The sequence below is a fragment of the Gordonia sp. (in: high G+C Gram-positive bacteria) genome, assembly GCF_020438995.1.
GTDB lineage: Bacteria > Actinomycetota > Actinomycetes > Mycobacteriales > Mycobacteriaceae > Gordonia.
Genome location: NZ_JAGQTN010000040.1, coordinates 1 through 26,792, shown reverse-complemented (window position 1 = coordinate 26,792; position 26,792 = coordinate 1). Strand labels below are relative to the sequence as shown.

At 66.1% G+C, this 26,792-nt stretch carries 31 protein-coding genes; 1 reads left to right on the top strand and 30 read right to left on the bottom strand.

What is annotated here, in order from left to right:
• Positions 1-120: 120 nt before the first annotated feature.
• The 27 genes from KDB67_RS03120 to KDB67_RS22335 all read right to left on the bottom strand — a co-directional run bounded on the left by KDB67_RS03120 (position 121) and on the right by KDB67_RS22335 (position 24,905).
• On the bottom strand, positions 121-621 hold the full coding sequence (locus KDB67_RS03120; RefSeq protein WP_291012270.1) for a hypothetical protein: 501 nt from the start codon (positions 619-621) through the stop codon (positions 121-123).
• A complete protein-coding gene (locus tag KDB67_RS03115) occupies positions 618-2,315 on the bottom strand; it encodes a hypothetical protein (RefSeq protein ID WP_291012268.1) in 1,698 nt (565 codons plus the stop codon). Before KDB67_RS03115 ends, KDB67_RS03120 begins: the two co-directional genes overlap by 4 nt.
• Positions 2,316-2,317: 2 nt before the next feature.
• On the bottom strand, positions 2,318-3,214 hold the full coding sequence (locus KDB67_RS03110; RefSeq protein WP_291012265.1) for a hypothetical protein: 897 nt from the start codon (positions 3,212-3,214) through the stop codon (positions 2,318-2,320).
• Positions 3,211-8,658, bottom strand: a complete 5,448-nt coding sequence (locus KDB67_RS03105; protein WP_291012263.1) for a tape measure protein — start codon at positions 8,656-8,658, stop codon at positions 3,211-3,213. The genes KDB67_RS03110 and KDB67_RS03105 overlap by 4 nt, the downstream gene beginning before the upstream one ends.
• 3 nt (positions 8,659-8,661) lie before the next feature.
• The gene (locus tag KDB67_RS03100; protein WP_291012261.1) at positions 8,662-9,138 is read right to left on the bottom strand and encodes a DUF5361 domain-containing protein; all 477 of its coding nucleotides are present in this window, start codon (positions 9,136-9,138) and stop codon (positions 8,662-8,664) included.
• Entirely contained in the window at positions 9,090-9,443 is a 354-nt protein-coding gene (locus KDB67_RS03095) for a hypothetical protein (RefSeq protein ID WP_291012259.1), read from the bottom strand. The genes KDB67_RS03100 and KDB67_RS03095 overlap by 49 nt, the downstream gene beginning before the upstream one ends.
• A gap of 107 nt (positions 9,444-9,550) precedes the next feature.
• The gene (locus KDB67_RS03090; RefSeq protein ID WP_291012257.1) at positions 9,551-10,129 is read right to left on the bottom strand and encodes a hypothetical protein; all 579 of its coding nucleotides are present in this window, start codon (positions 10,127-10,129) and stop codon (positions 9,551-9,553) included.
• A gap of 56 nt (positions 10,130-10,185) precedes the next feature.
• Entirely contained in the window at positions 10,186-10,584 is a 399-nt protein-coding gene (locus KDB67_RS03085) for a hypothetical protein (protein ID WP_291012256.1), read from the bottom strand.
• Positions 10,581-10,826, bottom strand: coding sequence for a hypothetical protein (locus KDB67_RS03080; RefSeq protein WP_291012254.1), 246 nt, complete (start codon positions 10,824-10,826; stop codon positions 10,581-10,583). The genes KDB67_RS03085 and KDB67_RS03080 overlap by 4 nt, the downstream gene beginning before the upstream one ends.
• Before the next feature lies 1 nt (position 10,827).
• Positions 10,828-11,175 (bottom strand): hypothetical protein, encoded by a 348-nt coding sequence (locus KDB67_RS03075; RefSeq protein WP_291012252.1) that lies wholly within the window; start codon positions 11,173-11,175, stop codon positions 10,828-10,830.
• On the bottom strand, positions 11,172-11,549 hold the full coding sequence (locus tag KDB67_RS03070) for a hypothetical protein (protein ID WP_291012249.1): 378 nt from the start codon (positions 11,547-11,549) through the stop codon (positions 11,172-11,174). Before KDB67_RS03070 ends, KDB67_RS03075 begins: the two co-directional genes overlap by 4 nt.
• A gap of 19 nt (positions 11,550-11,568) precedes the next feature.
• On the bottom strand, positions 11,569-12,483 hold the full coding sequence (locus KDB67_RS03065) for a phage major capsid protein (RefSeq protein WP_291012247.1): 915 nt from the start codon (positions 12,481-12,483) through the stop codon (positions 11,569-11,571).
• A 174-nt stretch (positions 12,484-12,657) separates the two neighbouring features.
• Positions 12,658-13,206 carry a hypothetical protein gene (locus KDB67_RS03060; RefSeq protein ID WP_291012245.1) on the bottom strand — a complete coding sequence of 183 codons (549 nt, stop codon included), beginning with the start codon at positions 13,204-13,206 and terminating at the stop codon, positions 12,658-12,660.
• A 33-nt stretch (positions 13,207-13,239) separates the two neighbouring features.
• Entirely contained in the window at positions 13,240-13,764 is a 525-nt protein-coding gene (locus KDB67_RS03055) for a hypothetical protein (protein WP_291012242.1), read from the bottom strand.
• A gap of 314 nt (positions 13,765-14,078) precedes the next feature.
• Positions 14,079-14,333, bottom strand: coding sequence for a hypothetical protein (locus KDB67_RS03050; protein WP_291012239.1), 255 nt, complete (start codon positions 14,331-14,333; stop codon positions 14,079-14,081).
• Positions 14,330-16,198 carry a hypothetical protein gene (locus KDB67_RS03045; RefSeq protein ID WP_291012237.1) on the bottom strand — a complete coding sequence of 623 codons (1,869 nt, stop codon included), beginning with the start codon at positions 16,196-16,198 and terminating at the stop codon, positions 14,330-14,332. The genes KDB67_RS03050 and KDB67_RS03045 overlap by 4 nt, the downstream gene beginning before the upstream one ends.
• A 4-nt stretch (positions 16,199-16,202) precedes the next feature.
• Positions 16,203-17,636, bottom strand: coding sequence for a phage portal protein (locus KDB67_RS03040; RefSeq protein ID WP_291012235.1), 1,434 nt, complete (start codon positions 17,634-17,636; stop codon positions 16,203-16,205).
• 14 nt (positions 17,637-17,650) lie between these two features.
• Positions 17,651-19,312 carry a hypothetical protein gene (locus KDB67_RS03035; protein WP_291012233.1) on the bottom strand — a complete coding sequence of 554 codons (1,662 nt, stop codon included), beginning with the start codon at positions 19,310-19,312 and terminating at the stop codon, positions 17,651-17,653.
• On the bottom strand, positions 19,312-19,944 hold the full coding sequence (locus KDB67_RS03030; protein WP_291012231.1) for a hypothetical protein: 633 nt from the start codon (positions 19,942-19,944) through the stop codon (positions 19,312-19,314). Before KDB67_RS03030 ends, KDB67_RS03035 begins: the two co-directional genes overlap by 1 nt.
• Positions 19,945-20,047: 103 nt before the next feature.
• On the bottom strand, positions 20,048-20,728 hold the full coding sequence (locus tag KDB67_RS03025; RefSeq protein WP_291012228.1) for a glycosyltransferase family A protein: 681 nt from the start codon (positions 20,726-20,728) through the stop codon (positions 20,048-20,050).
• Positions 20,704-21,243, bottom strand: a complete 540-nt coding sequence (locus KDB67_RS03020; RefSeq protein WP_291012225.1) for a methyltransferase domain-containing protein — start codon at positions 21,241-21,243, stop codon at positions 20,704-20,706. The genes KDB67_RS03025 and KDB67_RS03020 overlap by 25 nt, the downstream gene beginning before the upstream one ends.
• The gene (locus KDB67_RS03015) at positions 21,227-21,751 is read right to left on the bottom strand and encodes a phosphotransferase (protein WP_291012222.1); all 525 of its coding nucleotides are present in this window, start codon (positions 21,749-21,751) and stop codon (positions 21,227-21,229) included. The genes KDB67_RS03020 and KDB67_RS03015 overlap by 17 nt, the downstream gene beginning before the upstream one ends.
• A 2-nt stretch (positions 21,752-21,753) precedes the next feature.
• Complete coding sequence (locus KDB67_RS03010) at positions 21,754-22,212, bottom strand: hypothetical protein (protein ID WP_291012219.1); 459 nt, start codon at positions 22,210-22,212, stop codon at positions 21,754-21,756.
• A 242-nt stretch (positions 22,213-22,454) separates the two neighbouring features.
• On the bottom strand, positions 22,455-22,763 hold the full coding sequence (locus KDB67_RS03005) for an HNH endonuclease signature motif containing protein (RefSeq protein ID WP_291012217.1): 309 nt from the start codon (positions 22,761-22,763) through the stop codon (positions 22,455-22,457).
• The gene (locus KDB67_RS03000; protein ID WP_291012215.1) at positions 22,760-22,978 is read right to left on the bottom strand and encodes a hypothetical protein; all 219 of its coding nucleotides are present in this window, start codon (positions 22,976-22,978) and stop codon (positions 22,760-22,762) included. Before KDB67_RS03000 ends, KDB67_RS03005 begins: the two co-directional genes overlap by 4 nt.
• A 239-nt stretch (positions 22,979-23,217) precedes the next feature.
• Positions 23,218-23,907: a hypothetical protein gene (locus KDB67_RS02995; RefSeq protein WP_291012213.1), complete on the bottom strand. Its 690-nt coding sequence runs from the start codon at positions 23,905-23,907 to the stop codon at positions 23,218-23,220.
• Positions 23,904-24,905 carry an HNH endonuclease gene (locus KDB67_RS22335; protein ID WP_366851696.1) on the bottom strand — a complete coding sequence of 334 codons (1,002 nt, stop codon included), beginning with the start codon at positions 24,903-24,905 and terminating at the stop codon, positions 23,904-23,906. Before KDB67_RS22335 ends, KDB67_RS02995 begins: the two co-directional genes overlap by 4 nt.
• Positions 24,906-24,929: 24 nt before the next feature.
• On the opposite strand from KDB67_RS22335, the gene KDB67_RS02990 reads away from it, so the two are divergent.
• Positions 24,930-25,571, top strand: coding sequence for a hypothetical protein (locus KDB67_RS02990; RefSeq protein WP_291012210.1), 642 nt, complete (start codon positions 24,930-24,932; stop codon positions 25,569-25,571).
• A 27-nt stretch (positions 25,572-25,598) separates the two neighbouring features.
• Here the strand turns inward: KDB67_RS02990 and KDB67_RS02985 are convergent, their stop codons facing one another.
• From KDB67_RS02985 to KDB67_RS22330, 3 genes are all read right to left on the bottom strand, one after another.
• Positions 25,599-25,769 carry a hypothetical protein gene (locus tag KDB67_RS02985; protein WP_291012208.1) on the bottom strand — a complete coding sequence of 57 codons (171 nt, stop codon included), beginning with the start codon at positions 25,767-25,769 and terminating at the stop codon, positions 25,599-25,601.
• Entirely contained in the window at positions 25,769-26,554 is a 786-nt protein-coding gene (locus KDB67_RS02980; RefSeq protein ID WP_291012206.1) for a hypothetical protein, read from the bottom strand. Before KDB67_RS02980 ends, KDB67_RS02985 begins: the two co-directional genes overlap by 1 nt.
• 63 nt (positions 26,555-26,617) lie before the next feature.
• Positions 26,618-26,776: a ParB N-terminal domain-containing protein gene (locus tag KDB67_RS22330; protein ID WP_366851695.1), complete on the bottom strand. Its 159-nt coding sequence runs from the start codon at positions 26,774-26,776 to the stop codon at positions 26,618-26,620.
• Positions 26,777-26,792 lie beyond the last annotated feature (16 nt).

Here is a 26,792-nt window from a genome sequence, read left to right as displayed (position 1 = left end):
CGTCGACGCGCAGACCGCGCACGATCAGCGCCTGCTGAGCGGCCGCCGGACCGCAGAACCAGCCGGTGTCCTGCGACACCGTCGGCCGGGTCCGGTCGAAGGGCAGGACCACATCACCGTTCAATGCTTCACCTTCTTCGCCTGGGCGCGCTTGGCCTTCGGAGGTTTACGACGCAGCGCGGCCGGGATCTCCGGAGCCGTTGCCACGCTCGCGAACCCGAACTCGGCCGCCGGCAGTTCACCGGCCGGGTTCGACAGCACATCGGCGGCCTTGCCGGGGGTGTGCTGGCCCAGTTCCTTCTTGATCCACTTCGGCAGATAGTCCTGCTGGCCGGCGGCCACGAAGTTGGTCGACCGAACCCCGGTGCGCGCCATCACCTTGGCCACCGGCTCGAACATCTCGTGCACCGACAGCAGCGGCACCTCCTGCAACGCGAACGCCACCGCCAGCGCACCGGTCAGCGCCTCGGTGTGCCAGGTCTGCTCGGCATCGAGCCACTGCCAGGTCCGCTCGGCGGTCACCCACGCCTTCAGCGGATCGGCGGCCGCGGTGGGCGCGGTGTCGACGACCTCACCGGCGACCGCATCACCGGTGTCGGCGGCCTGCATATCCTCGGTCATCCCCACACTCCGATCTGCTGCAGCCCGGTGAAGGCCTTGGACACCAACGCAATCAACCTGTCGAGGGGACCCTGGTTGGCACGCGGATCACCGAACGTGGCCTGCCACTGCGGCGCCTTCCCCTCACCCCAGGCCAGGTCGAGCTGGCGGCACCGCTGCACAAACACCCGCGCGCCCAGGTACTTCACGGTCGCCCCGACCCGATCGCCGAGCCACCAATGCCCCTGCCCCTGATCACCGATCAGCCACGGCGAGGCGTCAGCGATCTGCAACGTGAAACTGGTGTCGGGGTCGGTCTCGCGGCGCCGCGAACGCAGCGCCATGATCGCGGCCGGGGTATAGGCCTGCATCACCCCGGTCGCCACTGTCTCCAAATAGTGACCCCAGCCCTGTTCGGCGGCACGCAAGATCAGCGGCACCGACATATAGGGCAGCAGACAATCCTTGTAGATCGGTTCCAGGAAACTGTTCAGAGCCCCACCCAGGGAGCCGATACCGAACCCGAGACCGGGGATAATGATGTTGTCGCCCAACAGATCCGCCGCATAATTCACCCCAGCACGCAGCAACTCATTGACCCCGGGCATCGACCGGCCACCGGCGGTGATCCGGCACGCCCCGCCCGGTACCCGCGAGAACTCGGTCTGCTGAATACCGGTGACCTCACCGTCGCGGTACACCACGTACGGGTGCTCCTTGAGCGTCCCGATCCAGTTCGGCACCCGATACTGCGAGGTGTCCACAATCGGGGTACCGGTGAACAGATCGTAGGAATCCTCCACATTGCCGGTGGTGACATCGGCGATCGCCCGCGCCAGCCCGGTCGCGAGATTCCCACCCATCGAGGTGCCGGTCCGGAACCCCGACTTGTCGACGATGTCGACCACGAGGGTGCCGTTGCGCAGCGCCGGCGCACCCGGCCACGCCGGCGGATCACCGGTCAACCACCGCCGCGTCACGATCATCAGCTCGGCGTCCTCACACACCGGGGCGGCGATATCCCACCACGACTGCATCGCGCCGGTAATGATCGTCGGCGGCGAAATATCAGCACCGAGCGCACCCGGCTTGACGACGATCTGCGCATCAGCCCACAACCCTGCACCCCACCCGGCCGAGTTCAACGGATCGGCATTCAGGTTGAAGTTCGTGAGCGAGAGGCGCCACAGGTTCACTGCGAGAGTGAGTTTCAGGCCGTAGATGGCCGGGCACCACAGGAACCAGATCTTCGGGATCTGGATCACCGACAGCGGCAGGAACGGCGACGGCGCCACGTGAACGTTCTTCAGTTCCTCCATGTCGCCGGCGAACTCGACGACCACCACGTCCTTCTCGCCGCGAATCAAGGTGGCCTTGCGCATGCGGCCACCGACCCGGGCACCGTCCTTGTCGATGGTGACGTGCACATTCCTGGTCCCGCGTTCCTCCTCTTCGAGAATCCAGAACGCCAGGAACGTGCCCCGCTCATCATCGAGATCGATCGGCAGGGTCAGGGTGAGCTTCTCGGTGTCGTTCAGCGGCAGCGACACATTCCCCGAGATCTCCGAGGCCAGCACACCACGGTAGTGCCAGTTACCGTCCCACAACCTGATCCACGGCTGCTCGACCCGCTGCTGGATGCGCTCATTGCGCAGTTCCTGCGCCCACAGCCGGAAATCTTCGAGCTCCTGCACGCGCTCCTGAATGGCCGCCATCACTACTCCAATCCAGACTCGGCCGACCAGAACCGGCGCATCGTGCACGTGATCGTCGCCCCGGCCGGACCAGTGCACTGCACCGGCACCACCAACTCCTCGGTGTACGGCGGAATCCAGTACATCGGCTCGATGCCGTTGAACAACCCGGTGACATTCGACTTATCCGCGGCCACATACGTTTCCATCATCGGATCAGCCATCACCGACAACCGCGAGGTCAACGTCGGCGTGACAATCATCCGGGCCGCATCCGCACCCACCGCCCGCCGCCACTTACCCTCGTTGCCGAACGAGAAATCGGGGAACCGCCACTGCGTCGCGGGGTCCATCGACCACTCCAACCAGCACTTCTGATCGGTCGGATTCGAGATCTTCAGATAGTCGGTGTGGGTGCCAGAAGACGGATTCGACCACGAATCAGCATCCTTCGGGCTCTCGTACATCGGCTGCAACGCCAACGCCGAGACCACCGCATGCGCGTAACCGTCGACATTCCAGTCCCGCTCGGGGGAGAACGCGATCTGCTGCGACAACCGCGAGGTCAGCCACCGCAACCCCGATTTTGCCGAGGTGTACCGCCACTCCGTCGACCCGTCAATCGGCCACAGCTTGCGGAACCGCGACACCGTCGCCTCAACACCATTGCCGACATCAAGCAGATGGAACGGCAACACCATCTCGCGCACCGGAATGTCGTGTCCGGCGAACCGGCCGCCGATCTGGAACGCCCCCGAAACGGTGCGCGTCTTGAACGCGGTCGAGAACATCCCGTCAGGGGACTGATCGAGGGCGATCCCATGCTCCTCCCACGGTGCACCGGGCCCGGCGACGGTCACCTGATCGTCATCGGTGACCAACTCGATCACCGCCTCCGTCGAGGACAATGAGGACGTCACGACAACCTCCCCAACGCGATCGCTGCCCGACGCTTCTCAGCCTGCTGCGCCTCGATGAACGCGTCCTCGACCTTCGCCGTCGAAATGTGGTACTCGACGTGGTCCCGATACCCCGGCCCACCGGCCCCACCGCCGCCGGCCGATGCGGGCACGAACTTGACCCCGGAGTTCAACAACGGCAACGCCTCCCGATTGATCCTTGCCGCACGAGCATTCACCATGAATTCCTCGTCCGAGGCCAGGATCGGGACCATGTCGTCACGGTGGCCACCCTTGCCACGAATCCAGCCACCATCGCGGTAGCCGCCGGCCTGCCGGTACACCGACACCAAACCCCTACCGGTGTACTTAGGGTCCTTGAGGACGTAAGTCATCGACGACACCAGGTTGCTGTAGCCATTCCAGATATCGTCGACCAGACCCTTGTCGCGATAGGCCTGATAGGTGGCGTCGACCATCTGCATCAACCCCTTCGACGGGGTCCCGGCGGCGGCGTTCGAGTCGTCGAGGTTGATCGCCTTCTCGTTGCCGGACGATTCCTGGTTCATCCGGTGGGTTGTCGCGCTGACGAGGGCATCGGTGACCGGCTGCCCCACCCGCTTGAGAGCGGTCTCGATGATCGGCACCCACCGCGTCACTCCGGACCCGGCCGGATTCTCGACAGCATCATCGACGTCGGCGACCTTCGACTTCACCTTCGTCGTGGTCAACCCGGACTCGTCCTTCACCGGCTCCGGAGCAGTGGCGCCGTCAGTCGTGGGATCGGCGACCGAGGTGTCGGTGGCAGTGTCGTTCGGTGCGAACTCGCCGGTCTTGGACTCGAACTCCTTCTGACGCTTCATCATCGCGTCGTAGGCCTCCTTGTCCTGCACATACTGGTTGTAGGCCGCCAGCAACGGCGGTGAATCACCGATCCCGAATACCCCGAGCCAGCCCTGCACCTGCCCCTCGACAGCCGACTTCGCCGCATCCCCGAACAACCCCGAGATCGTGTCCGCGCGCGCCTTGTCGTACTCGGCCTTCGGCGAGAGCTGCGGCTCGTCCGAACCCTTCGACCCCGCCTTGGTGGTGCCGGACTTGGTGGCACTGTTGGCCGCGTTCTGCTTCGCGTTCAGCTTCGCCGTGTCGTACTCCTGCTTCTTGTCCAACTCGGTCTTGTCGAAGGCCTGCTTGAGGTCGGCGAGCTTGGTGTCGTAGTCGGCCGCCGCGAGCACACCAGTGTCCTTCTGCCGCTTGAGTTCGAGTGCCTGACGGTCGAACTCCTGCTGACGCTGCAACTTTCCGGCCTCGTACGTCTTCGTCAGCTCATCAGAGGTACCCGAAGCGGACTTCTTCTGATTCTCGGCGGCATCGAAGTCCTGCTTGTTCTTCAACTCGGCCGCAGAGAAATCCGATTTCAGGGTGACGATGTCGTTCTTGTACGCATCACGCAACGCCTTGGACTGCGCGGTCGCCTCCTCAGCGGTGATCTCCTTGTTCTTGCGACGCGCGCGCACCGCATCCAGATCCGCATCCAGCCTGGCCTTGCGGTCGGCCTTCGCGTCGTCGAACTGCTGCTCCCGCTTGAGTTTCGCGTCGTCGAAGGCCTGCTTACGCTGCAGCTTGCCCTGCTCGTAGGTGTGCTTGGTCTGCTGATTCTGTTTCGCCTCAATACGTTTGGCGGCAGCCTTGACTTCCGACAGCGAGGCGTCATGGTCGAGGGACTGCGCACCGACCGGCGCGGTCTCGATCCTCTTGGCACCCACCTTCTTCACCGCGTCCGACAAGGTCGCACCCGACTCCATCAGCTTGATGACCTTGTTCAGCTGCTCCCAGTTCAGGACCGCCTCGGGTTTGCCGGTCTCGTTGCGCACCACCGACATACCCTCAGGCAGATATCCGCCCTGATCACGGAACAGGCCCGCGCCCCACTTGATCGGTGCGGTGACGCCCTTCCACATGGTCTTGGCGACGTCGCCGAGCGCCTCCTTGCCAAGCTTGTACCAGTGGCCGATGTCCTTGAGCTCGGACACGATCTTGAGGGTGGTGCTCAACGCGCCGGTGACAGACTTGTCGAAGAACTCCTTCGGGAAATCGCCGATCTTCCCGGTCCCTCCGGGCCACAGATCGTTCAGCATCGCCTTGATGCCACTCATCAGCCCGTCGAACACCTCGCGGGACTTCTTCGCCAACCACGACCGCTTGTCACTGTCGGTCATGCCCCCGAAATCTGACAGCTCCATGTCGTCGGGCACGACATTCGGGTCGACGTTCTTGTTCTTCCAGTACGCGTGGACATGGTCCATGTGGTTCTGCGTCGGGGAGCGCCGATCCTCCATCATCTGGCCGCGAGGACCATCCGGGTACCACATCTTCTGCTGCCAGATTGTCCAGTTGTACGGGTAGTTCTTGCGATTGGCGTGCACGAAGTCGTTGACGTTGTCGCCGGTCTTCTTGTCCGAGCCGGGGATCATCACATCCAGCGTCGACCCGGTGTCATGCTCGTGGAAACTGTCGACCCGGTAGCCTCCGATGTCGGTGATGTTCTTCCACAACGCGTGAATGACCCGCTTCATCAGCACACCGATTGGCAGCAGATTCCCCTCACCACCGGACCGGGACAGTCGGTCACCGGCCGACACCCCACCACCCTCGGCGAACATCGCCTGAATCGGACCACCCTCGCCGATGCTGCCGAGCCCACCGCGCGGGGTCCACGCGAACGGCCGGCCGGCCATCACCGCCGCACGCATCCCGTACATCGTCCTATGGCCACCGGCACGCTCGACATCCTCGGTGTCCCACACATGCTCGTCGGGCATCAGCAGACCATGTACCGAGTCCTTACCGCGCCGCGCGCCCTTCCCGAACGGGACCGGACCACCGGAGGCGAACGCCAGACTGATCGGCCCGGGCGCGGTACCGGGCAGGAAGAAGTCCAGGGCCTTCCACGCCTTGAGCAGGCCGTTGTTCCACACCGTCTCCACCACCCAGCGGATCGGTGTGGACGCGTACCCCTTGATCGCATCCCACGAGGACTCGATGCCCTTACCGATCGTGGAGAAGAACTCGCCGACCTTCGACAGCCCCGACTTGAGCGCATCGAACGCCGGCGAGATCACCGACTCCCACACAGGCTTGATGCCGTCGCCGAGCCCTTCCCAGACGGGTTTGATCACCGAATTCCAGATGGTGGTGAACGCATCCCCGACCTTGGACACCGCCGAACGCAGCGTGTCGAACACGGGTTTGATCACACCGTTCCACGCCGCCGAGATCGTCGACTTGATCCCATCCCAGGCCGGGACCACGACATTCGTCCACAGCCAGGTCACCACCGACCCGACCACACCGAGCGCGGTCTTGAACACGGCGAAGTAGACCTGCACACCGCTCCACCACACGCCGATGACGGTCTTGATCCCGTTGAACGCAGGCACGATCGCGTTCTGCCACAACCACATCACCACGGAGCCGAGGGCACTGAACACCGTCTTGGCGACGGCGAAGTAGGCCTGCACACCGGTCCACCACAGGCCGATCACCGTACGGATCCCGTTGAACGCGGGCATGATCGCGTTCTGCCACAGCCACGTCGCAGCACCACCGATCGCCTGCAGCGCCGAGGTGAACACCGGGAACACCGACGCCTGCAACCAACCCCACACAGCACCGACCGCGGACTTGATCCCCGACCAGGCCGAGTTCACGATGTTGCGGAAGGTCTCGGACTTCTTGTACGCCAACACGAGAGCGGCACCGAGGCCGATCAGGGCGGTGACCACGATCCCGATCGGGTTCGCGCGCATCGCCGCGCTGAACAACCAGGTGGCCGCCGCAGCGGCCCTCGACGCGACGGCGCCGATCTTGAGCGCGACAGCACGCGCCTTCTCCGCGATCGTCGCCCGCACCGCCGCGGCCGTCGAAATCCCCTCGGCCGCAGCCTTCCCGCGAAGCGCACCCACCGCGGCGGCGAGCTTGCCCGACAGCGTCGTCTGCGCGCCGGCCAGGCCGTAGGTGGCCATCGTGTAGGTGGCCATGATGCCGCGGCCGAACGCCATCGCCGTCGACACACCCCCGACGAGCAGCTTGACAGTCCGGAACCCGGAGTAGGCCACGACCAGCGCGGTCACCACACCCTGGTTCTCGCTCATCAGCTCACCGAGCCGTTGGATCGCCGGCACCAGAATCCCGACAATGATCGGAGTGAGCGCTTCGAGGGTGGTCAGCAGTAGACCCCACACGGAGATGCCGATCGCCGCTGACGCTACTGCCAGCGACTGACCGATCGAGGCGATCGCCGGCGCGATCGCCACCGCCGCCCCCGACAGCTGGGTGAAGATGCTGGAGAGCTGATCACCCCACCCGGACACCATCTCGCGGGCGGTGAAGATCTTGTCGACCAGGCCCGAATCCTCGTCCACCCCGAGCTGTTTGGCGATATCGGCGTTGAAATCACCTGTCGCGAACAACTTCACCGCACCCACGGTCTGCTGAATGGCCTCGCGCACCCGGAACAGCTTGTCCACCAGCGGCGCGTCCTCCTCGGCGCCACCGAGCAGCTTGCGGATCTCGGCGTTGAAATCACCAGTGGACAAGATCGCGATCACACCCTTGACCCGCGAGGTCATCGTGTCGATCCCGGCGGTGATACCGGAGAACACGTTCGGCATCGCCTTGAACGGGCCGTCGAGGATCGCCGCACCGAACCGGCCGAGGGCGGCCTTGGTGTTCTCCAGCGACCCCTGGAAGGTGTTACCCATGGTCTTGGCGGCGCCGCCGACATTCTTGTTGATCGCGGCGAAGAAGATCTCCGAGGACACCTTCCCGTCGGCGGCCAGGTCCGACACCTCGTCGGCGGTCACACCCATCTCGTCGGCGAGCCACTGGTAGATCGGGATACCCCGGCCGGCGACCTGGTCGAGGGTGTCATTCATCGCCCCACCCGAGGTCTGTACCCCGTTGAGGATGTCACCGAACTCGCCCAGATCGGTGCCGGCGATGGCCGCGGCGTCCGCGGTCATCGTCAGATACTTGGTGAGTTCTTGCCCGGGTTTGATCCCGGCCGCTACGGCGTTGGCGGCGATGGTCGCCGCATCACCGAGCCCGTAGGCGGTCCCCTTCACCGACGCGGTCGCCGACGTCATGATGTTCTCGACATCGGACGCCGAGTTCCCGAGCGCCTTGAGCTTCGCCTGCGCCTGATCGATCGAGTTCAGCCGGTCGAAGCCCTTGGTGAAGGCCATCGTCAGCCCCGACGAGATAGTGCCGGTCACCTTCGCGATACCCGCACCCATAGCCGAGGACAACGCCCCCGACATCAGCCCGCCGGCCTTCTTACCGGTCGAGGCGGCCGACGACTCGACAGCACCGAACTGCTTGTTCACCGCCTCACGGAAGCCACCGAAACTCGGCACCACCTCGACATAGGCGGTCGCCAGATTCACGGTGTTGCCAGAACCCACCGGTCAGCTCCCTTCCTTCGCCGAGCGATCCTCCGTCGAGCCGGCCGGCAGGCGCGGCACCATGAACCGGTTACGGGCCCGATCCATCGGCGTCGACGCCTTCCCGCCATGCTTGGTGACCTTCGGCCGATGCCCGGGCCGCGGGATCGGCTCGGGCATATTCCGGCCACGCGCACCGTCTTTCGTCTTGGCCCACTGCAACCACCGCAACGAGTCGGCGATCGCCGCGAGCAACATCTCCTGCAACCCCCACGCCGAGTCCTCGTCCGGCGGATACATCGACCGGTAGAGCGCCGAGGACTTCGGCGCCCACCGCACGATGGCCCGCAGATCAGCCCACTCGAAACCGGGGGAACCGGCGTCGCGCAGCCGCAGACCGAGGTCGATGAGGTCACGTTCGAGAGCCTCCTTGTGTTCGCCGTCGACGAGGGTCAGGAGGCCGAAGATTCCGGGAGGCTGATCCCCGAATCCTCCTGCCACGCCGTCATCAACTGCATCTGATCGTTGAGCGTCAGATCATCGACCTTCGCCAGGGTGTCGTCGTCGATGAACCCGCGCGAGTGCAACGCCTCGATCAACCCGAAGTACTGCTCGGCCTCGTCGGCGTGCCGGAGTTTGCGGAAGATACCGCCCGGCAACTGCCCCCACTTGGGCAACACGATCTCGACCGTCTCGGTGACCGGCACTTCGGTGATCGTGATCGTGCCGTCCTCGGCGGTGTGGCGTTCCTCGCGCACCTGGTCGGTGTCGACGGCGACCTGGTGGTGGTACTTCTCGAATGCCATTGCTGGACCCAGCCTCTCAACTCGATGGATGTGCTGTTCCCGGCCCGCTACGGCCCCGCCGGCGAGGGCGGCCGGGTCCAGCGGAAACGCTCCCGCCGGCGAGATCATCAGCTGCCCGACGGGGCGAGCGCATCGACGTACATGAACGTGCGCGAGTTGTCGCCATCGATCAGCGCCGACTCGAACGACTCGACGGTCAGCTCGTAAGCGATGGTGTCGGTGTGCACGCGCACGATGTCACCGACCTCGGACACCTGCCCCTCGGGCACCCACACCCGCTCCAGGTCATCCCCGTCGGCGGTGTCGAAGATCCACGACTCGACCGGCAGCGTCTTCTTGTTCTTGCGGACCGTGATGTTCCCGAGACCGTCCTCGATCACGTTGGACGCACCGAACACCCGCTTGAGCACCTTCGCCGACTTGTGCTCCATCAGCACGAACTTGAACGTGTTGTCGTAGTTGGTCTGCAGAATCCGGACGGTCGCACCACCGAACGCCTTCTTCTTGTCCGAATCCCGCGCGATCGACTCGGTGATCCCGTCCTCACCGGCATACCCGAGATCATCGAACGCCACATTGATCGCGACGGTCGCGTTGGTCGGACCCGGGGTGCCCTTGGGGGCGCACCGGACCGCGCCGGTGACGCGCGGCATCGCAGATGCGACGTTGGCAGCAGTAGAAGCCATGACATGCCCCTTTCACAGGACGTCAGCCCTGCCCGGCGGGCAGGATCGAAAACAATTCAGCCCGTGGGCTTTCCACGAACAACGAGGATGAGGGTCGCCGAATAGCGGGGCATCGACGAATCAGGATCAGGATTGAACGAGGGCTCCCCGGCAACCCCCACGCCACGCACCCGCTTCTCGGCAGGGTCGCGGCCGGCGTCGACGACCGCGGCGACCACCTGCTCGATCAGCGCCGCCGCAGCCGAGGCGGTACCGGCCCACACGAACACCTGCACCAGCCGCTGCGACAGCGCCAGCGTCCGGCCGGTGCCCCCAACCGCCAACACCAGGACACACCCCGATTCCGGGATCACCTGCGGCCGCACCTGCGCGGCCACCGGCAACCCCGGCAACCGCTCACCCAGGACACGGACGAGCTCGGCCTCAACCTTCGGAAACACCACCGTGTCGGTCATGACGTCAACGCCCGCAGCAACTCACCATGGCGCGCGGTGCGCGCCTTGGCGCGGCCGGTCCCGGTCCACACCGCACCACGCACCCGATCACCACCGGACTCGTTCTCGGCATACCCGTAATCATCGGAATCCAGATGCGCCATCGTCTTTTGGACCTGCTCGGCGACGAGCTGGCACGCCACCGGATTCGACGCCATCCGCCGAAACGCGTTGTCGTCGTACACGACCTGCACTCGTGCCATGTCAGCCCACCACCCTCCGAAGATTGAGCAGCCCACCAGGATTCCAGCCGAACGGACTGTGGTCGTAGCGTTCGACCTCGCCGATCACATCGAACTCGGCACCGTCGAGACGGGCCTGCGCCCGATGCGAGAGCGCGGGGAACGACGGCGGCACCAGCAGCTCGACGTCAACGACCTGACGGTCATGACCGGCGAGCTTCGGCTCGGCCGTGGCCGGCGCACCCCACCCATAGACCGGGTGCGATGTCCACGGCGACCAGTCGGTGGTCGGGACCCCGAAATCATCAGGCGGGCCGTCGATCACCTCACGCACATCAACCATGAACGGGGCGGGGAACGATGCGGTCACAGGTACCGCTCCGATCCCAACGACACCGACACCATGCCGACGCGTAGCCCGGCCAGCATCTGCTTGTCGGCCGCCGACAACCACGGCGCCCCCGACGTCGAGCCCTCGGTGAACGTGTGATTACGCGAATACGGGCCCGCGGTCTGCGACACACCCGTCGAGTTCGCCGGCATCTCGCCGTCGGCGAGCAGGACCCGGGCAACCATGCGGGACTCGACGATCACCACGACCGGAAGATCCTGGTCGTAGGTGTCGCCGAGATAGCCGACCACGAGAGCCGCAGCCTCCTGCAGGAGACCGGGCACCCGGGCCGCCTCGTCCAAGGTCAAGGCCCGCCCGATCCGGGCCTCGACATCAGCCTGCGTGGTCGCCATCAGCGCGCAGCCCTTCGGCTCAGGACCCCGACGGCGCCGGGGTCACCAAACCGACCGGAGTCTTCGCCGCACCAGCCGCGGTCGCACCGTCGCCGAGGACATACGCGAACCGTGCCTTCATGCGGATCGCGACCATGTCCCGCTCGGCCAGATTGATCGACCCGACGGTCGCCTGATCGAGCAGCTTGACCGTGATGTCCTGCCGCACACCGATCCGCACCCGCGAGGAATCCACCACCAGCGCAGCAGCACTCGCAGCATTCCAGGCGCCGTTCTTGTTGAAGTAGGTGCGGAACCCGGCGAACGACTCGTCCCGGAAGATGGGCTGCCCGTTGGCATCACGCAGGTTCGCCACCTGGAACCGCAGCGCCAGACCGGCCACCAGAGTGTCGGGCAGATACCCGGCAGCCGCCACCAGCTCGGACACCTGGTTGATACGACCGACGAGGTCATTCTTCGACGCCGTCGACCCCGACACAGCCAGCGACTGGCCTGCGGTGGTCGCGGCGGCGAACAGCGCCGGCGACACCCACGACGCGGGCTTGTCGGTGCCCAGCAGCACCGCCTGGTCGAGCTTCTTACCGATCGCCTGACCACCGAGCGCCGAGATCTCCGACAGCACATCGGTGCTGGCGTCGTCGAGAACGTTCTCGTGCACGGGGATGATCACCGCGATCTCCTCGGCCACCAGCGTCCGGTCCTGCCACGCGGCCTCGGACTGCGGCTTCACACCACCCGGGGCGGTCGCCGACTCGGACACCCACCCCGCTTCGGGCAGCGCCGCGAGCACCGGCATGTGCGTGGTCTTGGTGCCCATCGAGACGGTGGGGAAGGCCTGCAGCACCGTCGACGCTTCCTTCGCACCGGTGAGCAGATCGTTCGAATACGCCTCCTGAATGAGGCTGGCCACTTCCGCGCGCGAAATATCAGGCATCGCGGACTCTCCAATCAGACGTCAAGCGCACTCGCACCACACAAATATGGGGGTGCGCGAGGTGAACAAATTGAGGTCCGAACGGGGTCCGCTGTGAATGCTCCCCAGCACCGTCGTACTACCGGGGAACGCGTGCGGCCATCATAACCACACGCGCCGACATTCACGCCAGCACTACGTGCCCGACCTGAACCTGCGCAACGCCTCCGCAGCAGCCGCTTTCGGATCAGCATCCGGCACAGCCGCACCCGTCGTACCCGATTTCAGGTCCCGCACAGACGGTTTCGGCGCCGGCGGGACAGTGGCCTGCTCGCCGCGCCACGCGATCAACGCATCCGCCGCAGCTTCGAGCTCCTCGCGTGTCGCGCCGGCCAACGCCGACGCCGGCACACCCTTGGCCGCCGCCACCGACGACACCAACGAGGACCGTTGCGCCGCATCACGTTCAGCCGTCACCGCCGCCAGTTGGTCGGTGAGCTTCTGCAGCTCGGTCTTCTCCCCGTCCCGGATCTGCGCGAGCTCGGCGGCCGCGGTCTTGTACTCGTCGAACTTCTCGAACTTGGCGCGCTCACGCGCCACCCGCGCACCGACCGCGGCATCGAAGTCCTCCTGCGAAGTGATCGGCTCGAAAGTGGCACTCGCCGGCGGCGTCGTGCCGGCGTTGTCGGCGCCGGCCGCAGGCGGGGTCGAGTCGGAGCCAGGGGCGGGAGTGGAGTCGGTCATGAACGTTCCTTCCAGTTGAGGGTGCTTGGTTGGCTATAGGGTCGCGGCGCGGGTCTTCTCCGCCTTCTTCGCCGCGACGAATGCGTCTTCGAGCCGCGATGCGGTGACGTCGATGTTGTGGACGCGTGGCGCCGCCAGCTCGGTGGCCGTCCGGATCGCGCCCGTATCGTGGGCAATCTTCACAACCACCTCCAGCAGACGCGCGACGAGGGTGCGGATGTCCTCGTCCTCGCCGTCGGGTGCGGGGTCAGGGTCAGGATCGGGTGAGACCGGATACACCGACACCGCCACCGAGTTGCCGACATACAGTTGCGGGTCGACGAGCAGCCGCACCTCACCCGACCCAGCGACCGGCCCGGGATCGGGTAGGCGCATGACCTCGTTCGGGGTGAGGCCGCTGGTCTCGTACAACTCCGACTCGGCCAATCGATACCCGAGTTGACGGCGTAACTCGGCAGGAAATGCGTCGGCGGCCGCCTGCAAGGTGTCGAACACCGCGCACACCGCAGCGCGACCGCCCTCGCGTTCGTGGAGGACGACAGTCACTGATCTGGACATGGGATTCCTTTCATGACGAAACCCCGCACCCTCCGGATGAGGATGCGGGGCTTTCGATCTGGGTTGTTCGGTTGTCAGGTCGGTTCGTCGAGGTCGATCACCTCATCGGTGGGGTGTCACCACCATCGGATCGTTCTGCCGCCGGTACCGCTCTTCGATCTCACGCAACTGCTCATGCCCGACGGCCAGGCACGTATGCAAGGCCAGACTCCCCCGCGCGTTGTTAGGGCTCGTTATCTCAGAGCTGGCACGGGTGTCTGACCTTGCGCTCGATACTCTACGCCTGGTCCTCGGAATCGGTCCGGACCTGTCGCTCACAGCCAGACCGACGGTTTATCGGCGTAGCTGTCGATGGGTGGCAGATCCCAATCGTCGGGATAGGGCTGATCGAAAATGGATACGTAGCCTTCCGGGTAATTTACGGGTGGCAACTCGTCAGGAGGGACACGTGAGAGGAGCCCTTTTTCGTCGCGTTCGTAGAGGAACATGTCGTCTGGAAACGAGACGAATGTACGACCGTCGCGTTCAAACGTGGACATCTCGTCGGAGTCGCGCAGCGAGGTAGTCACTGCAATGTGGTCATTGGGAACCGGCTTCCTACCCATTCCGCTACCACCCTCACTTCTCGAACATCCGGGTCATTCGGGTCAGGGGCACTGATCTGAGCATCCTCCAGTATCCGAATCTGCCCGTTCAGGATACACTCTTCGCTCTCGAACATCTTGCCGACGCTGTTCAGGTCCGCACCGTGTGCTCCGCGAATCTCGTACACAATTCGCGTCGTACCATGTCTGGCGTAGCCCGAGTAGGCAACCTTCTGGCTCTTCGTCGCTGATGCAAACGACCAGTTGTCGCCAGGTGTACCTCCCTCGATCTTTCCCTTCGCGAATCGCTTCATGATCCGATCCTCGGTCATGGCCGGCAAGTTGATGCCGCGGTACACGACCCCCAGGTTCCGATCCTCGGCAGTCATGCGAATGAGGCGGGCTGCTGCCGCCTCCAGGTCGGCACGGTAGTCGTGCTTCTCGTACAAGCCGGGCTTACGGTAGTGCTGGACGACGTACTTGAACTCCGCGGACTTGCTGATGCCTGCAAACGGTTCACGACCTGTGCCGATGTTCACCGCCACACGCTCGACGAGTTGTCGGTCCTCGTGCTTGTACTGCAACATCGCGGTGGCACGGTCGGCGGGATCGGCGATGTACCGCCAATCGTCTGCGGCCAGTGTCCTCCTCATGCGAGTCGTATCTCCTTGCCGGTTGTACGTGCTATGGACGCTGGCGGGATCGACGAGGGTGCGACCAGGGGGCTTCTCTGGAGGTAGCGAGTTCCAACGCTTCTCGGCGGCCAGCCATGCGGCAAGATCCTCCGGATCAGGGTCGGGTGAACCGGTGACGGATGCGAGGTTCGGCGGGTCGATCGGCGGAGGAGTTCCACCACCTCCAGCTGCGGCCGGACGAGACGGCCCACTACCTTGACGTGGAGGGTTGCCCTGTCCACTCCGGCCACTTCCGCCTGACCCGTGCTCGGCCAGTACCTGCTTGACTGGGTCGCGGCGTGCACGGGGCGCCGAGTCCATGAGCTTGGCGATCGCCGCTGGATCAGGCACACCGCGCTCGTTGGTGAGGCCTTCAGCCTTGGCCTGCTTGCGCGCGGCCTGGTAGTCCTGCTCCCACTGCTGCACGTGCGCCGGAGGCTCGTAGGTGTCCCCAGCACGCACGGCCACGGCCATGCACCGGCAGTTGCGGTGGTACTTCTCGCCATGCTGTTGGTTGCCGCGCAACCGCCGCACCTTCGCATTCCCGACACTGCGGCCGGCCTTGGCAGCAGCCTTGGCTGAGGAGTAGGTGGAGCGGTTGGCGCGGGCTTGCTCGGCGGTGAGCGTCCCGGCAGCGATCGCACGACGGTCACCAGCGGTCAGCGACGGAGCGCGGCCGACCACAGAACCGGCGGCAGCCTCGGAGGTGTACACCGCGCCGCGGGTGGCCAGCATCCGGCAGAACCCGCACGCGGTCGACGACGCGTACCGCGCCCACTTCACACCCTCGCGTTCGACGTTGTCCAGGACCGTGTCGCGCGACTGGTCATACAGCGCTTTGGTGGCGGCCGCGATCAGCGAGGCGAGCGGATCGTTCGTGGTCAGCGCCCACCTACCGGTGATCGCCAACGCCTCCGCCTCGGGCAGGACGGCCGGTTCGGGAACGAACAGCGCCGGATCGTCGGTGGTGGGTTGCTCGGCATAGAACTGCGCCGACACCTCACCTACCGCGACGAGGTAGGGCAGCAGCAGGTCGGGGTAGGCGTCGGTGATGAACGCGTACTGCTCGGCAGGTTCGAGCTGATCAAACACCGCGAGCAGCTGCGTGAGCGAGGTACCGAGCCGACGCGCCAACTCGGCGAGCACGCCCTGGAACTCGGCCACCGCGACAGGCACCGCCTCAGTCCTCGCCGACCAGGGTGCCGTCGAGGACCTCGGCCACATCCCGATCCGACGGCGGCGGGATCTGCGCCGGCGGTGCTGCCAGCAACCGATCCACCAGCGTCGTCGTCGCCGAGGCACGCATCGCGACCTTGATGCCCTGCACCTGCTGCTGCGACAACCCCGGCACCAGCGGAACGAGCTGATCGAGGGGGATGCCGGCGGTGGCGAGCTTGGCGATACCGTCGACAACCGCCGCGAACGCGCGCGCCTCGGTGTCACGCCAGACGACCTCGGCGCCGGAGTCGGCGGCGGTGGCCTCGTCCCCGTCCATCGCCGCAGCCAGCCGCAGTACCTGCTCCCAGGATTCACCGAACGACTCACGCCGCGCTGCCAGCTTGCGTTGCTGGTTCGCCTCGGCGGCCGCCAGTGCCTCAGCGGAGACGTTCACCAGTTTGCCGGTCACGTTCGCCAGGCTGATGCCGGCGCGCAGCGCGATGTGCTGCACGATCTCTTCCAGGATCGCGTTGTAGTCGGTCGTCGACCCCGCCGCCAGCGTGGTGGCCTTGACCTCGGCATCCTCGAACGTCCACACCCGCCGCGCTGAGGCGGCCAGCACCTGATCCTTGGACCCCGACCACCCGGAGATCACCTTCTGCGGGAACGCACCGAACCTGCTGACGATCAGCCGGTCGAAGTTCACCGCGTTCAGCGTCTGCTGATCCCGGATCAACGGGGCGACCTCACCGACGATCTGCCCGTCGGCAGTCCACGCGTTGACGAACCGCACCACCGGCACCACCGGCGCACCGTCGAGAACCGCACCATGCTCGACCGGGTCGCCGTCGACGGTAGGGGTGATCGGGTTGGTCGCCGACCTGTGCAGCGGGTCGTGCTCTGTGATCTCACCGAGGTCGAGCGGGTAGATGAACTTCTCGTCGTACAGGTTCGCCTTACGCCGCAGCTTCGCCCCATCCTGGGTGCGCCAGATCTCCAACGCGAACTGCGGCCACTCATCAGCGAGCGGGTCGACGTAGGCGGTCAGGATGTCCTTCGGCCCGCGCGGACGCAACCGCACCCGGCCGCCGGGCCCGCGGGTGACCGTCACGTACGCCGCACCGTAGGTCAATGCCGGCACATGCACCAGAGCCTGACGCGCATCCATCCGGTTGGCCTGCCACAACGCCCACCCCGGATCGTTGTCAGCCGAGGCCGCCGTCCGATACCCGGTCACCGACAAGTTCTGCGCGAACGAGTCGACGACCACCCCGAGGACGTTCTTCACCGACAACTTCGCGATGTCCTTGACCTCGTCCCCGGTGTCCTCGGGCACCGCCGGCACACCGAGCTGACCGCGCGCGTACCCGCCGACCCGGTCCAGCTCACCCCGCTCGGACAGATGCAGCTGCCACATCTTGCCGATGACCGCTCTGATCTCGTTCTCATCGAGCACAGACCCCACCTCTTTCACACGAACGTCGCACCACCACTGCTCTTCTTCTTGTCCAAACCCACCGCGACAGCGTCGATCCGGGCCTTCCACGCCATGACCGCGGCGTAGGCGGCGTCGATCTTGTCCCGCGAGTCGGGGAACGCCTTGTACAGCAGGTATCCGGTGCGCGTGGACCGCCGACGAGCGTTCAGGACGTGCCGGGTCAGCGACGGCGAACCATCATGGCGTGCCTCACCGTTCAGCACGGCCTGCCGGAACTCCTCGACCGCCTGACCGACCTGCGAGTTCTTCCCCCGAGGCCACACCGCGATCGGCTCAGACCGAGTCGCCTTCACCTTCAACCGCCGCCCATAGGTGGCTTCCCAGCGGGCCACATGCTCACCCCACCCGGACGGATCGGCATAGAACGCCACCACATTCCAGCGGTCAAAGCACTGCCGCACAGTCGCATCCACATCCAGCGGATTCGGCACCCACCCATCACCGGACGGACCGGCCGGCTGCTCCCACACCCGCACCTCGAACAGCACCCCGTCAGCGATCCGGCACCCGATCAGCGCCGTCGCATCGGCCTTACCCTTCGTCCGGCCACGCGACCCGTCGAACCCGAGGCTGATCGCATCACCATCGGCGAGCACCGCATCACCATCGAGCGCGGCAGCCCAATCCGGTTGCGAGATCCACGCATCCGAAGCGTGCGTGATCTGATTCAGAAAGTCGCTGCGCGACTGCTGCGGGTCTTGGGCCGGATCCCAGATCGTCGCGATCAACCTGTCCAGATCCACATGCCCCGGCGCGCAGGGCGGCTGATGAATCACACACCCATCCGGATGCGCCGACGAATCCCCATACGCCACCCGCAAACCCGCGATCAGCGACGCCCGATCAGTCATATCCGTCTCCGGCGGCGCCTCACGATGGTCGTACAGCAGACCGTCGTCCTTGGCGCGGCCCTGCCGGATATCGGCCCAGAAGTTCGCCGACTGCTCAGCCACCGAGTTCTCACCCGGAATGTAGGCATTCGGCGACTCCAACGTCGTCCCACCCACCTTCGCGGCATTGGCGCGCATCGTGTTCGCCAGCCGCACACCACCATTGGATGGAACCCATTCCTCGGTCTGGTCGAGCACGGCGAACACGGCGCGGGCGCCCTTGACGGTGCGGGCCGACGAGGTGATCGCCGACATGCGGCCGTTGTTCGGCAGGTTGATGAACGTGTCCATCACCTCAAGGCCCTGGACATGCTCGTGGATCGGCGCCTCGGCGCGCATCATCTCCAGCACCGGAGACCAGGTGTTGCGGACCTGCTCCTCGCTCACCGCGGCGAGCTGCACGATCGGGGTCCGCACCGACGACCACGGCTTGCCGACCGGCTGGCCGCAGGCGTCCCAGCCGTCGAACAGGACGGGCCCGCACGCCTCGACGCACGCGAGTGCGGCCAGCAGCGGCGACTTGCCGTGCCCGCGAGGGCGTCCCAGCACGCCGCGGTTGTAGCGGCGCCGGCCGGTCGCCGGGTCCAGGGCATACCAGTGCAGGATGAAGTCCTCCTGCTCCAGGTACGGCCGGAACGGCTCGTACTCGGCGCGGTCCGGCGCGGCGAGCATCTCGGTGATCCAGTCGATGACACCCCAGCCCAGGGTCGGGACCTCACCCTCGACGGACGGACGCCACGGCATCAGCGGGGATCGGCGAACAGCACCGCCCGCCGCGGCATGTCCCGCTCGATGCCGTCCGGGTGATCGATCAACGTCGGGCCGTCGGCATGGTCGACGATCGACGGGACGCAGTACGACACCTCGTGACCGCGTTCTTGGCACCAGACGGTGATCGCCTCATCGATCGGCATGTAGTCGACGAGGAGCTCGATGTTGTCGAGCATGTCGTCGACCAGGTCCTGACGGATGGCCACGGCCACCGCATGATTGAGCGTTGACGCCTGCACCCACCGCTCGCCGCGCTGCGCCGCCGCGTGGATATAGCCGGCCAGCGGCGGCGCGAGGTGGCGGGGGAAGTGCAGGCCGGCGTACAGCGACACCACCGGCGTCGGCGCCGACGACAACACCTCGGCCAGCCGGTCCGGGAAATTGTCGGCGAGCACCACATCGTCCTCGATGACCACCGCCCAGTCGGCGTCCGGGCACTGCGCCAACTCCCACGCGCGCCGATGATTCACACCGGGCCCGAACTCGCCCTCGAAGTCGTACGCCACGCTGGCATCGAGGGCGATCGCGAGATCGAACGCCGCCGCCTTGCGCGCCGAATGCGCCACCACCGAAGTGGTGATCAGCAATGACTTATCGTGTGACACAGTCATTCTCCTTCGAGGAATGGCAAGGCCCCGGAATCGCAGCGCATCAACGCTGGCCGGGGCCGAACTACTTTCAGGATCTATTCAGTTGGGGGACAGACGGTTACGTCAGTGTCCACTGGGCACATGCGGCCCGGAGCTGGCGCGCCGCCAGGAGGCGGTCGATATGGGTGAGGCGGTGGCTGGTGGAGTCGGGATGGTCCTGATACAGGAACTGCGGCCGGTCCGACCCGGCGAACCGCGCACCCAGATGCGCCAGGCCCACCCAGAACGTCGAATCCACCCAGTCGTTGTAGGTGTGCCACGGCCGACGCTCCCAGAGCTCACGGCGGAACGCCGCGCACGAGAAGCACCCCAGTTCCTCGTCGAGGATGCGCTGGGCAGACACCCGCGGGAAGCATCGCGCCTCACCCCGATGCAATGCCCCGAGTGACACCACGTCCGCGGCGGCGGTCAACGCCAGCGTGTCGGCGATCGCCCACGAGAACAACCGATCATCGACATCGAGGTGAATCACCCACTCCGCAGAGGTCACCTCAACTGCCGCGTTCCGGGCCGCACCGTAGCCCAGGTACGTCGATTGCCGGACCGCGAACGCGATGCCGGCCTCGGCGAGGATGCGGGTCGCGGTCTGGACCTGGACCCAGTCGTCGAACCCGCAGTCGACGATCACCACCTCGTCGGGCCGGACCGTCTGCGCGGCCACCGACCATGCCCACCCGGGCAGGTACCGCGAGTAGCCGCCCCACCCGGAGGTGACTACTGCGATGCCCGAATGACCCACAGCGGCCGCTCACAGGACGCGTCATAGCCCGGAGTGCGCGCGATGACACGCTCGGCGCGCTTCTCCAGCTCCTTGGTGATCGCCCGGGACTGGCCGTGCGCCACCGCCTTCGGCAACACCTCGTCAGGGTGCGCGGTCTCCACGAACACCAGCTCGGCGGACGCGCACAGCGCGTTCAGGTACGCACGCCACTTCGGCTGATGGTGCAGCACCGACAGACACAACGCGACGTCGAACGGGCCGAGCTTACGGATAGCCGGCGGCGTCAACTGCTCACGCACTACGACCACGCCCGGGCCCTCGCGCAGGTTCGGGTGATCGTCGACGGCCACCACCTTCGCGCCGTGCGTGTAGGCGAAGCGGTGCGCGAAGTAGCCGGTGTACGCGCCGAGGTCGAGCACCGAGAAACCTCGCCGGTCGCCGAGGTAGTCGGCGATGGCGTCGGCGCGGCCTTCGGCGTCGCGGCGGCCGGTGCCGACGGTCTGGCCGTCGACCCAGTCAGGCTGATAGTTCATCAGTGGTCACTCCCCACAGGTTGCGGATGGACGAACGATGGTCGGAGTCCCACCACATGACGTACCCACCGGCGCCGCGCACGGCGTCGTGGATCGCAGGTGTCGGGACGGCCTCCGAGGGGCCGGTCAGGTCATACGATGGCGCGCCCGGCGCGAGCACGGCAGTCTCCCAGTCGATCAGGTAAGGCATGCCGGCGTGGCCGAGGACGATGTTCCCGGGATGCACATCGCGATGATGGACACCGACGCGCGCGAGACCGGTCAGCAAGTGGGCGACCCAGCCGATCGTGCGATCGGGTGGCCGGCCGACGATCGGCTCGTAGGTCGCGATCACCAGAATCCCGCGATCGGGGTCGGCGTCGATCAGGTTCGGCCGGGCCCACGCCGTCGCACGATCCCGATACCAGCCGATCTCGGCGACGGCATCGGCAGGATCACGGAACTCCTTCACCGTGTACGCGCCGCCGATCGTGAGCACCGCACGTGTCTTCTCGACGACCCTGTCCACGCTCAGACCGCCTTCAACGGGCCGCGCCGCGCCCTGGCACCACCCGACGGGGCGCCACCACCGTCGGAGTCGACGACCGGCGCGTACTCGATCCGCAGCCGCTGCCGGTCCTCGACCGTCGCGCCGACCTTCGCCACCCGCAGCCGCAACTCGGCCATCAGCTTCATCTCGCCGTCACGCCAGATCGCGTTGTGCACCCGCGCGGTGTCGAGCATGTACTCCCACTCGACCGATGTGAAGTCCTGCGCGAGGGGCTCGGCGCCCCACTTCTTCCACCACTGGCGGGTGCGTTCGGACCACACATACTTGCGGCGAGAACCGTCCGGATCGAACTCGTAGAACGTCGGCAACGCCGGCTGTACGACGTCCGGATCACGCAGGTACGTCGCCCGTTTGGTCGGGTCGGCGTTGCGACGAGCCCGCTTCGCCGGGTCCTTCGGTGTCGGGCCCCTTCCTGCCAAGATTTCACCTCAATTCACGTAATTCGTTGGTAGACAATCAGATACATCGTCATAGGGGTCGGGTGTGCCAGTGCTCGCCGAGCCGCTCCGGAAGCCACGATTTACCCCGTCTGACCTGCACCGATACCCGAGATGCCCAGACCCGTACGGAGTCTCAGCCGCTATGACCTCCGGGGCCCCTTCGGGGCAGGCGGGGGCACCCCCCCAGGGGTCGAACGGTGTTCGATCGACCTCGCGTTCGATCACAACAGGCCCGGGTGTCGCTCGGTCGGGTGACGACCGCCGGCAGAGCGCGCCCGGCGGGCCGCGGCGGCCTCGGCCTGCGCCTTGGCCCGGTTGCACGGCCGGCAGGCTGCCCGCAGGTTCTCGGGATCGTCCGTGCCGCCCGAGGCGACGTTCACGATGTGGTCAACTTCGGTCGCGGCGACCAGGCACTGAGGGCCGCGGATCTGGCACTCGTGGCCGTCCCGGCGAAGTACCCTGCGCCGGACCCGGTCCCAGCCCTTACGCGGCCGGCGACTCGACGGCGACGGCTGCTCGTCCCAACTCACGACAACCCCAACCGGGCCGCGAGCCGGTCGGACTGCGCCGCCCACCACCTCGTTGTGTCCTGATGCGCGTGGCACGGCCGATGACAGCCGGGCACAACGGCGAGCATCTCGAACGACTGCGGGACAGCAGGCCCGGGCAACGCTTCCTCACGCCACCCGGACCCACCTGCCACCGAGGTGGCTCCCACCATCCCAAGCCCAAGGGGGTTCACCATGCCTGAATCTCCTCGTCGAAACCTCGAAGGGTTCCGCCGCGCCCCGCAGCCCTCGCCCGGGAAGTCAACAACCGGGCCCACCTCGCCGCAACAGGATCGAGGAGTCGGGTCATGAGTGTGAGGGCTTTGCCGTGAATGAGCAACGGCGTTGACGCGCGCGGCGGAAGAATAGGGAAGCGGGCCGAAGAGACGACGGCCGCGCTATGCGCGAGCATAGTCCAGTACCGGAGAATTCGGGATCAACCAACCGTCCGACCCTGCCCGCTCTGCTTGTAGGAACGCGCCTTCTGGTGTGCGGCAAGGACATCACCGAGGCGGTACTTCCACTCGGGCTCGACGCCACCGATCGGTGTGGAGTCGCGCCAGCCGGCGAGCAGACCTCGCCGACGCAGGTACGTCACCCGTTTGCGGTTGAGACCCCGGCCGCAGTCGCCGAGCTTATAGGCCAGCTTCTCGACCTGCGGACCGGTGACCACCTTCCGGTTCGCCTTCTTCACCCTCGCCTCGCTGTACACGTACTCGGGCTCAACATGATTCATCGCCCGCGAACACCGATCGATGATCGCGACGAGCTGGTCGCGCAATTCGACGCCAGAGGCCATCAACTGCAACGCGAACCGGTACCGAAGCAGCCACGCGCCGACCGCAGTGATCGAGGCACCCGAGTCATACACCGCACCCCGGTCTCGCTCGATCGCTCGCACCGTCGCGAGCAGCGTCGCATGCAACGCGGCGAGCAACTCCTCGATATGAATCGGATACGGCGGCCGCGACGACGGCGCTGGCCGACGAACACCCGGCCCACCCGGCCGCGTCGTCCCCGTCAACGCAATCGCCATCTCCCGCTCCAGATCCGGAAGCAGATCCAACTTCGCCGCGAGCTCGTCAATGTCCGCGCGGGTCAGGGAGTCGGGGTCGTCGTCGGTCACTCGGATTCCTGTTCTCGCTCGCACTTCCAGCACGGCGACGGTTGCTGATGGATCGGGCAGAGGGTTTCCACGACAGGCGACGGCGGGCCATGCCAGCCGTAGTACGGCGAACCGAACCCGCCCGCCGGACCGTGGTCACCAGGCGGTGGCGCGCCGGCATCGAGGACCTCGGCGACAGGCAGCGATGGAGGTGCCGGAGATCTCCGGCGCCGTCCTCGACGACGGCGGCGAGGGCTCCCGGGTCCGGACACAGCAGGACCGCCAGGGTCGGGCAGGGCAGGAGTGTGGTCGGGAGATCGCTCACCCTTCCCCAGACCCCTACCCACACCCAATCCCTGACCCTGCCCAGGCGCGCGCCCGCGCGTAGACAGCGTTTCGGTGTGATTTCGGCGGTGATTATCAGCTTGATTTTGTGTTTGATTTCCGGATTGATCCGGTGGCGATTGAGCAGTCGGGGCGTCGCCGGGCGTGGTGGTGTCCACACGTCGGACATCCGGGATCGACGACCGCGGGTTCAACCGTCCAGACACCTGCGGCGGATTGGGTGCGGAGAACTCTTGACCGGTCCGGGAGCTACCCGGCCTGGCTGGTTCTGACTCGTCACCCACCGACACAGGTCGGGGCTGGTCACCCTCGTCGTGGCCGGGATCTGTGGGAGCGGAGAACTCCTGGCGAGACCGGGAGCTACCCGGTGTCGCTGGTTCTGGCTCGTCACCCACAGGAGCCGGCGGCGGCGTGATGGGAGCGGAGAACTCTTGACCGGTCCGGGAGCTACCCGGCCTGGCTGGTTCTGACTCGTGACCCATCGACACCGCCGGCGGCGTGGCCGCGACGTGGTCGTCGATCTCGGATGGCTCCGGGCGTGGCGGAGGACGCAGGGTCATGCCCGCATCCTTCGGTGTCCGGTTGCCCTTGCTCTGATTGCAGGACTTGCACGCCAACACCAGATTCCGGATCCCCGAGGCCTTCCGGGGATTGACGTGATCAATGGTCGGCATGTTCGTCGGCGACCGACGGTCCTGGTGTTTGAGGAGTTTTCCGCAGTAGCGGCACTTGCCGGTCGTCGGGTTCTCCGGATCGACACAGTCCCGCGCCCACACCTGCGCCACGAGCTGCGGGGTGAGCAGCTCCTTGCGCTTGCGCCGGTTCGTGCGGACATCCTTGGCGGGGGTGTACCGCATCTGAAACCAGTCATGGAACAGATACGCGACACCATCAGGCAGTGGCGGGCACTGCTCGCAGTCATGGCCGGGCCTGTGCCACAGTCCGACCTCGACGAGCAACTCAGCACACTCGACCGCCTGTCGCGGCGCGAGCGTGATCAGGTCCAGACGGCGGATCGCGCCGTCGGTCCCGACATTCTGAGAATGCGCTCCCGCCTTCACCCACAACGCCTGCGCGGCTTGCCCACGCCAGCCGTCCTCTTCGAGGTCGATCTCATCGAGCCGGCGGAACTTGTGGTTCATCGCCAACTGGTCATCGACCTGAAAGAACGGCACCGGAAGGGCTTCCTCTCATGCACACGACAACCACCGCGCACGCACCACCAGGTCGTCGTACTCGGCGTAGCTCCCGGACCGGGGCGTAGCCAGCACTGTGACAACAAGGGAGCGCATGAATGGCGTTGTCTATCAAACACACTCGGATCAATCACTGATCGGTAGGAGGATCACGGCCACTGGTCACGGTATTCATCGACGCCGCCGGTTCCGTTGCGGCTCAACCTCGGCCGGACACTCCGCGTGATGACCCTGCTTCTCCGGATGCTGAGCGCACGCCAGACACCGGCCGTACTTGCGGCGCTCATCGATGGAGAGCACCCGCAGATTCCGCTGCAACGACGACTCCTCGACGCCGGCCATCAGTCGCGCTCCTCGATCGACACGACAGCCGTCAGCGGCACCCAGAAGTGCGAGTACTTCTCGGTGTCGGAAGCGCGCCAGCGGGTGTACAGCATCCCGTTCCGCACCGCCGGCACCAGCCTCGGCGGCGTGCTGCCGGTGAGAGGCTGGTACTGGACGTCGACGAGGTCGGGGCCGCGGACCACCCGGGCAGTGCGGACCAGGCACCGCACCCACTTCTCGGCCGCGCTCACCGCTGGGCCTCGTCGTCGGCGGATTCGGCGACGTTGGTCGGAGCAGCATGGGCGCAACGCCGACAGCGCCGCCCGGGCGGCGGCCAGGCACTCATGCCGCCTGGATTCGGGTACGGCATCCCACGATTCGGGCGTGGTCATCGTCATCGTCGGGGCGAAGATCGCCTTCGCCATCGCCTCAACCTGTACGACGATCTCCTCCTCGAGCGAGTCTGCGGCGTCGATCTCCTCCTCGAGCGAGTCTGCGGCGTCGAAGAAGTCGCCCGAATTGTATTGGGCATTCGGAGTGTCGAAGGCAGCCAACAGTTTCCCCGCCCACCGCAGATGCGCAGGATCCAGCGGATCCGGGTCGGGGAGATCCTCACCGACGAGGTCCCGCATCTCCTGGATCGTCGGCATCGGCCGCAACTCGACCCGCGATTCGGGCAAGGGACCGTGGGTGAACCCGGGCATGCGAGCCGGGTCTGACGGATCGATGCTGACGACATGATCGTGAAGATGAAACACCAGAGTGCCGTCGTCGGCGCGGTAGATGGGCGGGTACATCGTCACTGGTCCTCCTGGGACTCAAGGCATTTCAGGGCATCATCGAGACGATCGGCGGGGTAGAGAACTTCACGGGCCTTCGATCCACCACCGGCCCGCCTTCTCACCGGCCACCACGACCAGCTCGTCGAGCACACCCTGCCGGGCGATCGAGGCCGCCAACTCGGTCAGCTCACCGAGGTGGCGACGCGGATTGTGCGGGTGCGGGTCGAGGTCTACGACCGGCACCAGGCGGAACTCGGCG